The organism is Enterobacter sp. HNDS-6 (assembly GCF_039850505.1).
Taxonomy (GTDB): domain Bacteria; phylum Pseudomonadota; class Gammaproteobacteria; order Enterobacterales; family Enterobacteriaceae; genus Enterobacter; species Enterobacter kobei.
In genome coordinates, this window is record NZ_CP156673.1 from 516202 (window position 1) to 530788 (window position 14587).

Below are 14587 nucleotides of genomic sequence, written 5' to 3' on the forward strand. Positions count from 1 at the left end.
TGGCCGGGGCGAACGCCCCGGCACAAACATTACTCGACGAACAGCGACTCAACAACGTTAATCCAGCCGTGCTCGCTGGCGACCTCTTTGCCATTGAGCCAGCGGCGCAGCATATTCAGCGCCATCATGGCGCAGACTTCCTGACGCACCGCCAGACTGTGGCGAGTGATGCTCATTTTAACCCTCAGAGCCCAGGTCCCCTCCGGCGTCGCCAGCGCGACGTTAAGGTGTTCCTCATCCAGCCCACCCACGAACAGCGCCAGACCGGCAAAATGTTTAACCCGTCGCTCCGAGGCCCAGCGGGCGGTTTGCGCCAGGGTCTCCTGCTGGAACGGCACCACTTCGCTGGCCAGCAGCGGCGCGCTGGCGCGCGACAATTGCAGCGCCAGCAGGCCACCGGTGAACTGCTCGCTTAAGGTCACGCTCAGCTGACGATCCTGCAGGTGCTTCGCAATCTGCGCAGGCAACCCCTCCGTCCCTTCAAAGATCAGGCTCTCGCCCGCCACGCGCTGCACTTCGGGCCACAGGGCCAGCATCGCCGCTTTCTGCGTCGCCGGTCCTGTCAGCTTGAGCTCAATGATCGGCATAGAGGAGCGATAGCCCATGGACACGCCCGGCGGCAATTGCAGGTGGTCAAGACTCTGGGCCAGATCGCTTTCAGAACGGCCAAACGTGGTCAGTCGCAGGCACAGCGGAGGTTCAGGCAGGGTAAAACGGTCGCGAAGGCGCGGCAGGATCTGCTGCTCAACCATCACTTTAAATTCGGAAGGTACGCCGGGCGTGAAGAACATCAGGCAACGGTTCAGCTGCAGGGCAAACCCGCACGCGGTGCCGACCGGGTTATCAACCAGCTCAGCACTGGCGGGGATTTCAGCCTGCTTGCGGTTGCTGGGGGCCATAACGCGGCCACGTTCGGAGAAAAAGCGTTCCATCTGTGAAAGCCATGCCTCATGCAGCACCAGCCCTTCACCTTTTGCGGTTGCGGCGGCCAGCGCGCTGAGATCGTCACTGGTAGGACCGAGTCCGCCATTCACGATCAGCACATCGCAGTGTTCGCTCCGCTCACGCAGAATGCTGACCAGCGACTCAAGATTGTCGCCTACCGTATTGCGACGCGTTAACGGTAATCCTTGCTCAAAGAAAAGATCGGCAAGCCAGGCAGCATTGGTATCAATAATTTGTCCATGCAGCACTTCGTCGCCGGTGGATAACATCTCCACGTTAATCATTGTGTTCTCCCGCTTATTTGGTGAAAACACTATAGCGCAAACGCGGGAGGGAGAAGAGAGAAACTGGCGCGACGGAACGCCGCGCCGACAGGATTAGAAGCCTGCGCTTACGCCCACATAGGGACCGTCGGCCAGCGCGTTGTCGCGGTTGCCGTCTTTGCCCGCCAGGTTCAGGTAGCGATAGCCCGCCTCGATGGTAATCGGACGCATGATGGTCCAGCGCGCGCCGGCGTTGGCTTCTTCATAGCTGTCGATACCGCTGGAGAGCGAGTCCGGAGAGTAGTAATACTCGCCAAACAGACCGAAGCTGTCGCCAATTTTCCACTGCAGGCCGCCACCCACCGCTGCCGCATACCCTTCGTCACCGTCGTTCGGGTTGGTATAGATACCTTTACCGCCGACGGTCGCCAGGAATGGACCAAGAGGAATGTTCAGACCCAGACCGAGGCTTGCCGCATCGCCGTCGTCATCGTTATGCGTCCAGCCACCGGTCATCGCCAGACCGGAAGTCTCTGTTCCCAGGCCAAAGCCCAGGTGGGTATAGTCCTGACCCGCCGAGCCGTTGAAGCTGATGGCGTTAGCCGCCGCAGATACAACCATCAGGCCGAAGCCCAGTAATGCCACTTTTTTCATTGTCATGATCCCGCGCAATTTTATAGAGAAGTCCCAAAACCGCGAGATTTTAACCTGAGTCTCCCGGGGATCAAGCACTCTGCGTGCGGCGGGGGGGAAGATTGTAACGATTTGAAACTTGCGGCTTTTTTATGCAAGCAACAGAAAGCGCATTTTGACACACAGGCCACCCAGGGATTCACTGCGGTTGAGTTGCAAATGGCTGCGGTGCAGCCGGGCAATGTCACCCGCCAGTGCCAGCCCGATCCCGGAACCGGCAGCGTCCCCAACGTTGTCCAGGCGGTGGAAAGGGAGCATTGCCTGGTGAATTTGATCCTCTTCAATGCCGGGGCCGCTGTCTTCAACGCGCAGCTCAACGGCACCGGCCTCTGCGCGCAGGAAAACGGTCACGGTCCCGCCTGCTGGGGTATATTTAATCGCGTTCTCCAGCAGGTTAGCGCACAGTTCGCCCAGCAGGACGTCATCGCCTTCGATCATGACCGGCTGCTCCACACCGTCATAACCCAGATCGATCCCTTTGCTCCGCGCCTGCGCCAGTCGGGAGAAGCAGCAGTTCTGCACCACCTGAACCAGATCCACAGGCGAGAACTGACGATCGCCCTGCTCTCTCCCCTTCACCGCCGAAAGCTGCAACAGCCGCTCGGTGAGTACGATAGTCTCATCCAGCGTGGCGTTCATTGCCCGCAGACTCTCCTGCCACAAAGCGGGATCCTGGCGAGTAAGCGCGACAGACACCTGTGTTTTAAGTACCGCCAGCGGCGTTTTGAGCTGGTGCGATGCATCCGCGTTGAAACGTTCCTGACGCGAAAGCACGCCGCGCAGACGGTCGATATAGCGGTTAAAAGCCACAATCAGCAGCCGGGTCTCGGACCAGGGCAACAGCTCCGGCAGCGGTGCCAGCAGGCCCGGCTCGCGCCGCACCATCAGCGAGGAGAGCTGGCGCATCGGACGCAACACGCGGCGCAGCATCCAGGCGGTTAGCACCAGCGTCAGCAGCACCAGCAGCCCCTGCGAAACCCAGGATGAAAAGAGCAACTGGCTGGCGAGATAGCGGCGGGACTGGAGCGTCTCCGCAACGTAAATTTCCGCCATGCCAAAAATAGAATCTTGATTCACGGGCTGCAGCAGACGCGCCACCCGAATCGCCTGCCCGCGATATTCGGTATGGTAAAACCACGCCAGCGCGGGGTAGAGCGTGGTACGCGATGTTGCAGGCGGCATCTTCGGCAGATCGTCATAGCCGGAGATCACCCGCCCGTCGGGGTCGACCACCTTGTAATAGAGCCGGTCGTTCATGTTGAGCTCAAAGCTATCAAGCACCACCCAGGGCACGTCCACCGCCAGCTTGCCGTCGCGCACCTCCAGTCGTTCCGAGATGGTGCGGGCAGAGGATAACAGCGTGCGGTCGTAAGCCTGCGTGGCCGCCTGCAACGCGCTGACGTAGCTGTTAAAGGCTGACAATCCCCACAGCAACAGTAGCGGCAGGCCAAGAAAAAGCAGCAGTTGCAGGTAGAGCGACTGCGGCTTAAACCCTCTCATCGCCGCACTCCAGCACGTATCCCAGCCCCCGCAACGTGGTGATCCGCACGCCGCTGCCGGTGAGCTTCTTTCGCAGGCGGTGAATATAAAGATCGATACTTTCAGGGCTGACGTCGTCGTTCAGGCTGAACACCTGGTCAAAAAGCTGCTGCCGCGAAACCGGACGGGTGCGGCGGTGCATCAGCACTTTCAGCAGAGAGAGCTCGCGCGGCGTCAGGGAAAGCGGTTCATCGCGGAGCAGGAAAAAGCCCTCGTCGTCATACTCCAGCTCCCCAAGACGCTGGCGTTCCTGAGTGCGCCCCTCGCTTCTGCGCAACAGGGCACGCAGCCGGGCGTCAAGCTCCTCCAGCTCAAACGGTTTTGGCAGATAATCATCCGCCCCGGCGTTCAGGCCCTTTACCCGGTCCGCCACGTTGCTGCGCGCAGTCAGGAACAGGACGGGCAGCGTCTGCCCCCGTTTTCTGAGGCGATGGACCACTTCCAGGCCATCAAAACCGGGCATGCCGATGTCCAGAATAGCAACCGCGTAATGTTCTCCCTGCAGCAGATGGTCGGCGGCACGCCCGTCAGACACGCAATCCACGGCGAAGCCCTCCTGCACCAGTGCTTTCTCCAGCCAGTGAGCCAGCTCACGATTATCTTCTGCGAGTAAGAGACGCATGTCACATCCTGTAAAGTTGGTTCCCCATTGAAAGGGAAATGAAAGGTTATTGTTTTAACAATCACGCAACGGAACCGCTACAAGGCGGTTCACATAATCAGAAAAAAGACCCATACCCGTACCCCGGCGTGAGGATAAACGATGAAAAAACACTTACTTTCTACCCTTGCTGCAAGCGCATTCCTGTTGAGTACCTCTGTCGTTCAGGCGCAGGACGCCCCGTCCCGTACCGAATGTATCGCCCCGGCCAAACCGGGTGGCGGTTTCGATCTCACCTGCAAATTGATTCAGGTCAGCATGCTGGAGACGAAGGCCATCGAGAAACCGATGCGCGTGACCTACATGCCCGGCGGCGTGGGCGCGGTGGCCTATAACGCCATCGTCGCACAACGACCTGCGGAAGCGGGGACGGTGGTGGCCTTCTCCGGTGGTTCACTGCTGAACCTGTCTCAGGGCAAGTTTGGCCGTTATGGCGTGGATGACGTGCGCTGGCTGGCGACCGTCGGTACCGACTACGGGATGATTGCCGTGCGTGCCGACTCACCGTGGAAGTCCCTGAAAGACCTGCTCACCGCCATGGAAAAAGATCCGAACAGCGTGGTGATTGGCGCAGGCGCGTCGATCGGTAGCCAGGACTGGATGAAAGCCGCCCTTCTCGCGCAACAGGCGAAGGTTGACCCACACAAAATGCGCTACGTGGCCTTTGAAGGCGGCGGCGAGCCGGTTACGGCACTGATGGGCAACCATGTTCAGGCCGTTTCCGGCGATCTCAGCGAGATGGTGCCCTACCTGAACGGGGACAAAATCCGCGTGCTGGCGGTCTTCTCGGAAAACCGTCTGCCGGGACAGCTGGCTAACGTGCCGACCGCCAAAGAGCAGGGTTACAACCTGGTCTGGCCGATCATCCGCGGGTTCTTCGTCGGGCCAAAAGTGACCGATGCCGAGTACCAGTGGTGGGTCGACGCGTTCAACACACTCCAGCAGACCGAAGCGTTTAAGAAACAGCGCGATCTGCGCGGGCTGTTTGAATTTAACCTGACCGGTAAGCCACTGGATGAGTACGTCAAAAAACAGGTGAATGACTACCGCGAGCAGGCGAAAGCCTTTGGCCTGGCGAAATAACCGGAGGCGCTATGAGCGATCGTATTTTTGCCGGGATATGGCTGCTGATCTGCGTTGGCGGGATGTTTGTCGCCTGGCAGATCCACAGCGAATACAGCTATGAACCCGTAGGGCCACGCCCCTTCCCGATGGGCATTGTCGGCCTGATGCTGCTCTGCTCGGTGGCGCTGCTGTTGCGCCACCCGGACACCGTCGAGTGGCCACCGCGTCGCATTCTGCAGCGTCTGCTGGTGATGGTCATTGTCCTGCTGATGTACGCCTGGGGCTTTGAATGGCTCGGCTTCCCGGTGGCGACCGCCATCCTGACGATGGTGATCGGCATGCTGTTTAACGCCACCCTGCCTGCGGCAGGGATCTCAGGCGTGGTGATGGGGATTTTACTGTGGTACGCCTTTGACCGCCTGCTGGACGTGACGTTACCGCTCGGCGCCTGGCTTAATTAACGGAGCACGCTATGGATACCTGGATTTACCTCTCACAGGGGTTCGCCGTGGCGATGACCCCGGAAAACCTGGTGATCGCCCTGATCGGCTGTTTCGTGGGCACGATTGTCGGCCTGCTGCCGGGTCTTGGGCCGATCAACGGGGTAGCAATTTTACTTCCGCTGGCCTTTGCCCTGCATCTGCCTGCGGAATCGGCGCTGATCCTGCTGGCAACGGTCTATATCGGCTGTGAATATGGCGGGCGCATCTCGTCGATCCTGCTTAACGTGCCGGGAGATGCGGCGGCGATCATGACCGCGCTGGATGGCTATCCGATGGCGCGACAGGGTCGTGGGGGCGTGGCGCTCTCCATTTCAGCGGTCAGTTCGTTCTTTGGCTCGCTGGTTGCCATTGGCGGCATCATTCTGTTTGCACCTGCGCTGGCCCAGTGGTCTCTGGCGTTTGGTCCGGCAGAATATTTTGCCCTGATGGTGTTTGCCATTGCCTGTCTCGGCAGCATGATGGCGCAAAATCCGCTCAAGTCGTTTTTGTCCGCGCTGATTGGCTTAGGGTTAGCCACCGTCGGCGTGGATGCCAACACCGGGGTCTATCGCTTTACCTTCGACAGCGTTCACCTGTCCGACGGCGTGCAGTTTATCGTGGTCGTGATTGGTCTGTTCTCTGTCTCTGAAATCTTACTGATGCTGGAACATACCAGCAGCGGGCAGACGCTGGTGCGCAAAACCGGCCGGATGCTCTTTAGCGCTAAAGAGGGCGCGCAGTGCATCGGCACCACGCTGCGCTCATCGGTAATTGGCTTCTTTGTCGGCATCCTGCCGGGCGCCGGGGCCACCATCGCCAGCGCCATTACCTACATGACCGAGAAAAAGCTCAGCGGCAACAGCGACAGCTTTGGTAAAGGCGATATTCGCGGCGTGGCGGCGCCTGAGGCGGCCAATAACGCCTCGGCCTGTGGCTCGTTTATCCCGATGCTGACCCTTGGCGTACCGGGCTCCGGCACCACGGCGGTGATGATGGGCGCCCTGACGCTCTACAACATCACGCCGGGACCGGCAATGTTTACCGAGCAGCCGGATATTGTCTGGGGGCTGATTGCCGCCCTGCTGATCGCTAACGTGATGCTGCTGGTGATGAATATCCCGCTGATTGGGCTGTTCACCCGCATGTTGACCATTCCCCTGTGGTTCCTGGTCCCGGCGATTGCCGCCGTCTCTGCTGTAGGGGTGTACGCGGTGCACAGCACCACGTTTGACCTGGTGCTGATGGTGGTACTGGGCGTGCTGGGATACATACTCCGTAAGATGCACTTCCCGATGTCACCGCTGATTCTGGGGTTCGTGCTTGGCGAGATGCTGGAGCAGAACCTGCGCCGCGCGCTGTCCATCAGTAACGGCAATATGTCGATCCTGTGGGACAGCAGCGTCGCGAAGGTCCTGTTAGCGCTGGCAATCATGGTGATTGTGGTGCCGCCGGTATTACGCCTGCTGCGCCGTCGCCAGCGCAAACCGGAGCCGGATATCGGATAATTACGCCGACAGCTGGGCATTCACCCACTGTTTTAACGCCTGGCGGGAGATCTTAATCCCGCCATTTTTTAGCTCAGCCGGCAGTACCAGCCAGTGGACCGGCTGCTCAAAGCGCGCCAGTCTGCCCTGGATCCAGTCAGGAAATTGCGCGATATCCGTTCCCGGCTCGCACTCCACCACCGCCACCGGACGTTGTCCAAACTCGGCATCGTCCAGCGGGACGATAAACACCTGGTTAATCTGCGGGTGTGCGGCGATAACACGTTCCAGCGATTCCGGCTGGATCCCCTCTCCTCCGCTGAAAAAGAGATTGTCTATGCGGCCTAAAATCGTCAGTCGCCCGTTATGCCATTCCCCACGGTCGCGGGTGGCGAACCATCCCTGCGCATTGGTCAACGGCATCAGCGCACCGTCCCGCCAGTAGCCGGAAGCCATACTTTCCGCCCTAATCCAGACTTCACCTTCAACGACCTGCACCTCTCTGCCCGGCAGCGCATACCCTACGTCCGGCTCGCCGTCTGCCTCTTTCGCACAGACGGTAGAGGCAAACTCGGTGAGGCCGTAACCGCAGAAGGAGTGAATACCCTGTTCGCGCGCCTGCTGTGTTAAATCAACGGGGATTGCAGCCCCTCCCAACAGCACCGCTTTCAGTGCAACAGGCTTGTGACGATTAAGCAGACGCCAGAGCTGGGTCGGCACCAGCGAGGCGTGGGTGCAGCCGCGTAACGCCTGTTCCAGAGGTTGTTTCTCGCGCACCGTTAAGCGTGCCCCGGCCACCAGCCAGCGCCATAAAATTCCCTGACCGGAAACGTGAAACAGCGGCAGCGAAAGGAGCCAGTCGTCGTTGTCCCCATAGGGCATCAGCGATAACACGCCGCGTGCGCTGGCAAGGTGGGCGGCACAGGTATGCACCGCCGCCTTCGGTAGCCCGGTCGAGCCGGAGGTGAGCGTCATCGAGGCCAGCCGCGCCGGTTGCCATGCAACGCGGTACGCGTCGGCTGGCTCACGCATGCTCAGGGCAGGAAGAGCGTCGTAGCTGCCGTCCAGCACCAGCGCAAAGCGCAGGGTCATCTGGGGGAGCAGCACGTCCAGCAGCGGACGCGGCAGCTGTGGATTCACTGGAAGAATACGCGCGCCGCACTGGAGCAGCGCCAGCCATGCCATCAGCGTTTGCGGGTGGTTATAGGCCAGCAGCAGAACACCGTCACCCTCCTCCACCCCCTGCTGATGAAAGCCCGCGGCAAGGCGATCGATACGCGTGCACAGCTGTTGCCAGCTCAGCGCGTCGTCGTTCAGCCTGAGAGCAGGTTTATCGGCAAACTGCGCACACCAGTGCCGCCATGGCCAGTCGGTAAAACTCATAGCAGCGGCTCCAGCGCCTCAACGCTGAGGCACGGCAGCGCGCTGTCCGGCCACTGGCGGAGAAGCTGAGCCTGCATCAGGTTCAGCGTATCGAGGCCGGGGACAGCGTCAGGCGTTAACCAGGCGGCAATACGTGCCAGTTGGGTCAGCCCAAGGCTGGACTCAATCGACGAACTGATCACCGCCGTCAGACCCAGCGCATGCGCCGCGGCAACCTGCTCGCGGACCTTCGCCAGGCTGCCGGTTAACGTCGGTTTAATCACCACTGCGCTGACGCCCGGCTCGGCAATAAATTCAAAATCGTCTTCGCGCAGGCTTTCATCCCAGGCGATAGCAATCCCCGTTTCACGAGCAAACGCGCGCGAATCGTCGCGGGTTTTGCACGGCTCTTCCAGGAAGGCGATGCGGCTGCGGTACGCCGGGTTGACGTATTTCGCAAACTGCTGCGCCTTAAGCGGCGTCCAGGCGCGGTTTGCGTCAAGACGCAGGTGCAAATCGGGAATCGCTTCCAGCAGCAGGTTGGCAACCATTCCGTCGCGCACCGCTTCGTAGAGACCGACCTTAATTTTCGCCACTTTCTCGCCCGGCATGGTGGAGAGCAACGCAAAGAGCTCGTCCGGGTCGCCCGTGCACAGCGGTGCCGCGCGGTAATTGCCCTCTTCCGGCAGGCTGCCCTCCAGTTCTGCCAGCGCACAGCTGATACCAAAGGCCGCAGAAGGCACGTCCGGCAACGCCGGGTTCGCGCCCTCGCGCCACGCACCTGCCCACGCCAGCAGCGCAGCCTTTGCATCATCGAGCGATTCCAGGCTAAAGCCCGGCAGCGGCGAAATCTCGCCCCAGCCTTCTCGCTCACCCTGCTGGAGATGCACAAAGAAGCCATCACGGGTTTTTAACCGCCGTTCACGCAGCACCACGCCCGCGTCCATCGGTATCTGCCAGCGGTAAACCTGCGCGCGACGCATTACGGGTTCCGTTTGTATTTGCTGAAATCAGGCTGGCGTTTTTCGTTAAACGCGTTGCGTCCTTCCTGACCCTCTTCGGTCATGTAGAACAGCATGGTGGCGTTGCCCGCCAGCTCCTGCAGGCCCGCCTGACCGTCACAGTCAGCGTTGAGTGCCGCCTTCAGGCAGCGCAGCGCCATTGGGCTGTTTTGCAGCATTTCACGGCACCAGCGGACGGTCTCTTTTTCGAGATCGGCAATCGGTACCACGGTATTCACCAGGCCCATATCCAGCGCTTCCTGGGCGTTGTACTGACGGCACAGGAACCAGATTTCACGCGCTTTTTTCTGCCCGACGATGCGCGCCATGTAGGAAGCGCCCCAGCCGCCGTCGAAAGAGCCCACTTTCGGACCGGTCTGGCCGAAGATGGCGTTCTCGGCGGCAATGGTCAGGTCACACATCATGTGCAGCACATGACCGCCGCCGATGGAGTAACCCGCCACCATCGCCACCACCGGTTTCGGGCAGGTGCGGATCTGGCGCTGGAAATCGAGCACGTTCAGGTGATGCGTACCCGCATCGTCCTGGTATCCGCCGTAGTCACCGCGCACTTTCTGATCGCCACCGGAGCAGAAGGCTTTCTCACCTTCGCCGGTCAGGACAATCACGCCGATGTTATCGTCATAGCGAGCATCCGCCAGGGCCTGGATCATCTCCTTGACTGTCAGCGGACGGAAGGCGTTACGCACCTGCGGACGGTTGATGGTGATTTTGGCGATGCCGTCAGCGGATTTGTGGTAACGAATGTCGGTGTAGCCTTCGGAGCAGTCTTGCCATTCGACCGGCGCGTAAAGCATGTTTTCATCAGGATAGATCATAGAGTGTCCTTTGTTCGAAGACGCAGTATCTGAGCCAGACTCGCGGCGACCGCAGCGGGGTTTTCCCGGTGGGCGTTGTGTCCGGCGTTTGGAATTTCATGGCGAACGGCGTGCAGTTCAGCGGCAAGGGCCGCGAACTTTTTATCACGTTCGCCATAGAGGTAATCAAAAGAGAAATGGCGGGTGCTGAGCGCGGGACGTAAATCCGGCTGCCCGGCCAGCGAGGTCGCTTCAAGCATTTTCGCCAGCGTTATGCCGTTGTTTTGGCTGCGCAGGGTAATAAGCGCCTTCCGCTCAGCGTCCGGGAGAGAGGCAAACACCGGCTGCTGGTACCAGTCAGCAAAGACCTTATCCAGCGGTTCGGTGCGAAAACGTGTCGCCCAGCGGTGGTCGGATACCCGCCGCGCATGGCGATCGTCGGCGTTCTGCAGGCCCGGATGTCCGCCCTCAACCATCACGCCCAACAGCCCCTTCGGCTGCTGGCAGGCGTGAAACATCGCAATGCGGCCGCCGAGGGAGTACCCCACCAGCCAGAAATTCAGTATGTTGTAACTAAGCAGAGTCCGGGTCAACAAATCGCTCATCTCCTCGAACCCCGTCACGGTAATATTCCGGGATTCACCGTGCCCCGGCAGGTCAAGATAGAGCCGGGGATACTCGCTCAGCGTCTCCCCGACAACCTGCCACTCGCGGCAGTCTCCGGAAAAACCGTGCAAAAAGACCAGCCAGGGATAGCCTGGTTCTCCGGTCTGCTGCACGCCTGCGAGGATCACAGCTGGCTCACCTGTGCCAGCAGGCTTTGCAGGCTCTGCGCACCGTCGGCATCGTTCACGACCAGCTCAATCAGCGTCGCGCCCGGTTGCTTCCAGGCGCTGCTTAGCGCTGTTTCCAGCTGTTCCCAGCTCTCCGGGCGGTGATATTTCAGGCTGAACATTGCCGCAGCATGTTCAAACTGCACGTTCTGCGGCATCAGATAGAAACGCTCACGCTCGCTCTGGGGCGTTGGCAACAGAGAGAAAATCTGCCCGCCGTTGTTGTTCACGACGATCAGCACAAACGGTGCGGAAGCCTGACGCAGCAGCGCCAGCGCGTTGAGATCGTAGAGCGCGGAGAGATCGCCCACGATCGCCAGCGTCGATTTCGCGCTGGCGCGCTGCACGCCCGCCGCCGTCGAGATCAGCCCATCGATGCCGCTGGCGCCGCGGTTGCTATAAACCGGGTAGCCCGCAGGCAGCTTCGAAAAGGCATCAATCAGACGCACCACCAGGCTATTACCGACAAACAGCTGGCCCTGTTCAGGCAGATACTGACGAATACGGTGCGCCAGACCGGCTTCGCTGAATGTCTCACAGTGCGCTTTGGTGATTTCCCACGCCTGACGAGACAATTCGGGGATTGCCACCGCCCAGGGTTGACGTTTTTCCGCCGGATGCAGGTCCAGCCAGCTCTCAATGTTGCTCACCAGACGGCGGCCACGATGGTGCGCCGGGTCAAGCCGCCCTTCCAGCGGGTCGACCAGCCAGTACTCTTCCGGCGTGCAGGTCGCCTGCCACTGCAGCAGGCGTTTCCCGGTCAGGCTGGCGCCGATCTGGACCACAATCTGCGCCTGTGAAAGCTCAGTGACCGCCTTTGCATTCCCGAGCCAGAGATCGGCGCACGGCAGCGGCTGACCGGTCTGGGAAAGCACGTCGCCAATCAGCGGCCAGCCGAGGGTTTGCGCCCATTCGGCGACCCGCCGGCCTTCGGCGGCGCTCATGCGCCCGGCAATAACCACGCCGCGTTTTTGGCGCCAGAAGAACCAGTCGCGCTGTTTCGCGCTCTCAAGATGCGTTTGCCCGCGCAGCCACGGTTTTTCACTCTGCCACCAGTTACCGAGGGAGCGCTGCCAGTCAAGGCCGGTATCGTCCAGTTCGCCATACAGCGGCTCGGCAAATGGACAGTTAATGTGCAACGCCCCGCTGCGCAATGTCTCCATGGCGTGATCGACCGTGGAGACCAGCCAGCTTGCCGGAATATCCTGGGTAGGACGCGGCAGCGAAACCGTCTGCGAAGGATGCGAAGAAAAGAGTCCCGGCTGGCGAATGGCCTGATTCGCTCCGCAGTCGATAAGCTCAGGAGGACGGTCGGCCGTCAGCAGGATCAGTTTTTCACCGGTTAGCCCCGCTTCAATCAGAGCCGGGTAGAGGTTCGCCACGGCGGTACCGGAGGTGACAATCACCGCCACAGGTTCTTTGCTGACCTTTGCCAGCCCAAGCGCCAGATGCCCAAGGCCACGCTCATCAAAATGGGTGTGATGAATCAATGCCCGATTTTCGGCGGCCGCCAGCGTCAGCGGCGTTGAGCGAGAACCCGGTGCAATACACACGTGCCTGACGCCATGGCGCGTCAGGGCTTCAAGGATCACCGCCGCCCAGCGTCGGTTAAAAGAACTTACTGACATGAGATTGTCCGGTATCAAGAATGCGACACAGTATAAATAATAGAAAAAATTGGAATTTTGATATGAATCGGGATTGCGCGAATCAGTATTAATCCCTAAGGAGCAGAGAGCGCAAGCCAGCGGCTTTATTTTCGATCTCCTGCCACTCCTGCTCCGGGTCAGATCCGCTGACGATGCCCGCCCCGGCGTACAGCCGCAGGGCGTCATCCTGGACGCGCGCCGAGCGCAACGCCACACAGAACTCGCTTTGATCGGGCGATAAATACCCGGCCGAACCGGCGTACCATTCGCGATTGAAAGGCTCGACGTTGTGGATAAACGCACGCGCGGGCTGTCGCGGAAGGCCGGCAACGGCGGCTGTCGGCTGGAGCACATGCAGACACAATTCGTCATCGGCCTGTTTTAGCTCCGTCCAGATACAGCGTCGTAAATGCTGGACTTTACGCAGCCGGACGACCTGAGCAGGCAATACCTCAAGCGTCTGCGTATGGTGCTGAAGACGCTGGCAGATATCTTCCACGACCAGCATATTTTCACGCTGGTTTTTATCATCATTCAGCAACCACTCGCCCAGGCGCTGTGCCTGTTTATCATCCGTATGGCTGGCGACGGTGCCCGCCAGCGCTTCGGTGCGCAGCAGCTTGCCACGTCGCCGCCAGAGGCGCTCGGGCGTGGAGCCGAGGAACGCGTTGCGGGCGTCGAATACCATGCAGAAATGATAGCAGTTGAGATTCAGGGCGCGGCTGGCGGCCATCAGTGCGACAGGATTAACCCGCTGTTTACACAGCAGATCGGTGGCCCGGGCAAGCACGACCTTTTCGAAATCGCCGCGCGCGATAGTCTCCGTCGCCTTGCCGATCAGGGTCAACCATTCCGGTTTTTGCGGCAGGTGCGTTTCGCGCTCAACCTGGACAGACAGCGGACGAATGGCTCTGGCTGGACGGAGTTGCTGGAGTAATTCCAGGGCAGTGCGCGCGTCGTCCTGAAGCGAGCTATCGCTCCACAGCTGCAGGCGCAAGGTGGCGTTGCCAGCGGTACGTCGCCAGAGCAGGCGCGGCAGAAAAAGACTGCCCTGCTCCGGGCTGAATGCGTTGAGGCCGCAGATGCGAGTCTCTTTTGGCGCATGTTCTGCACGCAAGAACTGTGAGGCCAGCGCCAGAGAGGAAAATTGGGTGACCGCCCCCAGCGCAGCCAGCTCTTCATCACCGTTACGCTGCTGCCAGTAAAATTGCGGATAGCACTGCTGCTCGCCAAGCCAGGCGAGAGGATCGAAGGCGTCGTTTAACGGGAAAGAGACGTCGAAATGACGCAGGCCGGGTGTGGCGGGTAACGCTTGCGAAAGCTGGGTTTGCAGTTGCTCCAGCGCAAGGAAAATCGAATTCACGCGAACCTCTCCCTGTTAAAACCGCATATTATACGGGGTACTGAACATAAATAGCAGTACCCACGTATAGGGAGTGGTTAAGCGGCTTAACGACGGGCCAGCAGCAGACCCAGCACCAGCCCTACGGCAGCACCCACCCCAATGCCCTGCCACGGTTTTTCATGGACATAGTCATCGGCACGATAAACCGCTTTTTTGGCACGGTAGTAGTAAGTATCAGACGCATGGCTGACGCGGTTTTTCACTTCATGCAGCGCCTGTTCAGCACGGGCTTTTAACTCAATATATTTCTGATCGGCAGGGTCGCCCGAGGAACGTAACACCTCTTCAAGCGTTTCGCTCAGCAAAGCCAGGTCGTCGTCGATACGGGTATCCCAGGATTGAAATGACATATTTTTCTCCATGTTAGTACACCAGTCCGCTAACTAT

The 14587-nt window shown here is 60.0% G+C and carries 14 protein-coding genes; 3 read left to right on the forward strand and 11 right to left on the reverse strand.

The window, feature by feature from the left end; genetic code table 11:
• Window positions 1-29 precede the first annotated feature (29 nt).
• The 4 genes from ABFI50_RS02305 to tctD form a co-directional block, all read right to left on the reverse strand.
• Entirely contained in the window at window positions 30-1229 is a 1200-nt protein-coding gene (locus ABFI50_RS02305) for a nicotinamide mononucleotide deamidase-related protein YfaY (RefSeq protein ID WP_023330954.1), read from the reverse strand.
• A 93-nt stretch (window positions 1230-1322) separates the two neighbouring features.
• Window positions 1323-1862 carry a YfaZ family outer membrane protein gene (locus ABFI50_RS02310; protein ID WP_023330955.1) on the reverse strand — a complete coding sequence of 180 codons (540 nt, stop codon included), beginning with the start codon at window positions 1860-1862 and terminating at the stop codon, window positions 1323-1325.
• A 129-nt stretch (window positions 1863-1991) separates the two neighbouring features.
• Entirely contained in the window at window positions 1992-3401 is a 1410-nt protein-coding gene (locus tag ABFI50_RS02315) for a sensor histidine kinase (protein ID WP_023330956.1), read from the reverse strand.
• On the reverse strand, window positions 3388-4062 hold the full coding sequence (gene tctD / locus ABFI50_RS02320) for a transcriptional regulator TctD (RefSeq protein ID WP_014884620.1): 675 nt from the start codon (window positions 4060-4062) through the stop codon (window positions 3388-3390). Before tctD ends, ABFI50_RS02315 begins: the two co-directional genes overlap by 14 nt.
• A 141-nt stretch (window positions 4063-4203) precedes the next feature.
• Here tctD and ABFI50_RS02325 point away from each other — a divergent pair, with 141 nt between their 5' ends.
• Genes ABFI50_RS02325 through ABFI50_RS02335 form a run of 3 tightly spaced genes read left to right on the forward strand, consistent with a single transcriptional unit; the run spans window position 4204 to window position 7153 of the window.
• The gene (locus ABFI50_RS02325; RefSeq protein WP_045281815.1) at window positions 4204-5184 is read left to right on the forward strand and encodes a tripartite tricarboxylate transporter substrate binding protein; all 981 of its coding nucleotides are present in this window, start codon (window positions 4204-4206) and stop codon (window positions 5182-5184) included.
• An 11-nt stretch (window positions 5185-5195) separates the two neighbouring features.
• A complete protein-coding gene (locus ABFI50_RS02330) occupies window positions 5196-5627 on the forward strand; it encodes a tripartite tricarboxylate transporter TctB family protein (RefSeq protein WP_347485252.1) in 432 nt (143 codons plus the stop codon).
• 11 nt (window positions 5628-5638) lie between these two features.
• Window positions 5639-7153, forward strand: coding sequence for a tripartite tricarboxylate transporter permease (locus tag ABFI50_RS02335; RefSeq protein ID WP_014884623.1), 1515 nt, complete (start codon window positions 5639-5641; stop codon window positions 7151-7153).
• On the opposite strand, the gene menE is transcribed toward ABFI50_RS02335, so the two are convergent.
• The 7 genes from menE to elaB form a co-directional block, all read right to left on the reverse strand.
• On the reverse strand, window positions 7154-8515 hold the full coding sequence (menE, locus tag ABFI50_RS02340) for an o-succinylbenzoate--CoA ligase (RefSeq protein WP_071922020.1): 1362 nt from the start codon (window positions 8513-8515) through the stop codon (window positions 7154-7156).
• Window positions 8512-9477 (reverse strand): o-succinylbenzoate synthase, encoded by a 966-nt coding sequence (gene menC, locus ABFI50_RS02345; RefSeq protein WP_047344834.1) that lies wholly within the window; start codon window positions 9475-9477, stop codon window positions 8512-8514. The genes menE and menC overlap by 4 nt, the downstream gene beginning before the upstream one ends.
• Window positions 9477-10334, reverse strand: coding sequence for a 1,4-dihydroxy-2-naphthoyl-CoA synthase (gene menB / locus ABFI50_RS02350; RefSeq protein WP_013098093.1), 858 nt, complete (start codon window positions 10332-10334; stop codon window positions 9477-9479). Before menB ends, menC begins: the two co-directional genes overlap by 1 nt.
• On the reverse strand, window positions 10331-11107 hold the full coding sequence (menH, locus tag ABFI50_RS02355) for a 2-succinyl-6-hydroxy-2,4-cyclohexadiene-1-carboxylate synthase (RefSeq protein ID WP_050862921.1): 777 nt from the start codon (window positions 11105-11107) through the stop codon (window positions 10331-10333). The genes menB and menH overlap by 4 nt, the downstream gene beginning before the upstream one ends.
• On the reverse strand, window positions 11104-12774 hold the full coding sequence (gene menD, locus ABFI50_RS02360; RefSeq protein ID WP_347485256.1) for a 2-succinyl-5-enolpyruvyl-6-hydroxy-3-cyclohexene-1-carboxylic-acid synthase: 1671 nt from the start codon (window positions 12772-12774) through the stop codon (window positions 11104-11106). Before menD ends, menH begins: the two co-directional genes overlap by 4 nt.
• Window positions 12775-12862: 88 nt before the next feature.
• Window positions 12863-14158 carry an isochorismate synthase MenF gene (gene menF / locus ABFI50_RS02365; RefSeq protein WP_347485257.1) on the reverse strand — a complete coding sequence of 432 codons (1296 nt, stop codon included), beginning with the start codon at window positions 14156-14158 and terminating at the stop codon, window positions 12863-12865.
• Between the two features lie 86 nt (window positions 14159-14244).
• Entirely contained in the window at window positions 14245-14550 is a 306-nt protein-coding gene (elaB, locus tag ABFI50_RS02370; RefSeq protein ID WP_008500219.1) for a stress response protein ElaB, read from the reverse strand.
• Window positions 14551-14587 lie beyond the last annotated feature (37 nt).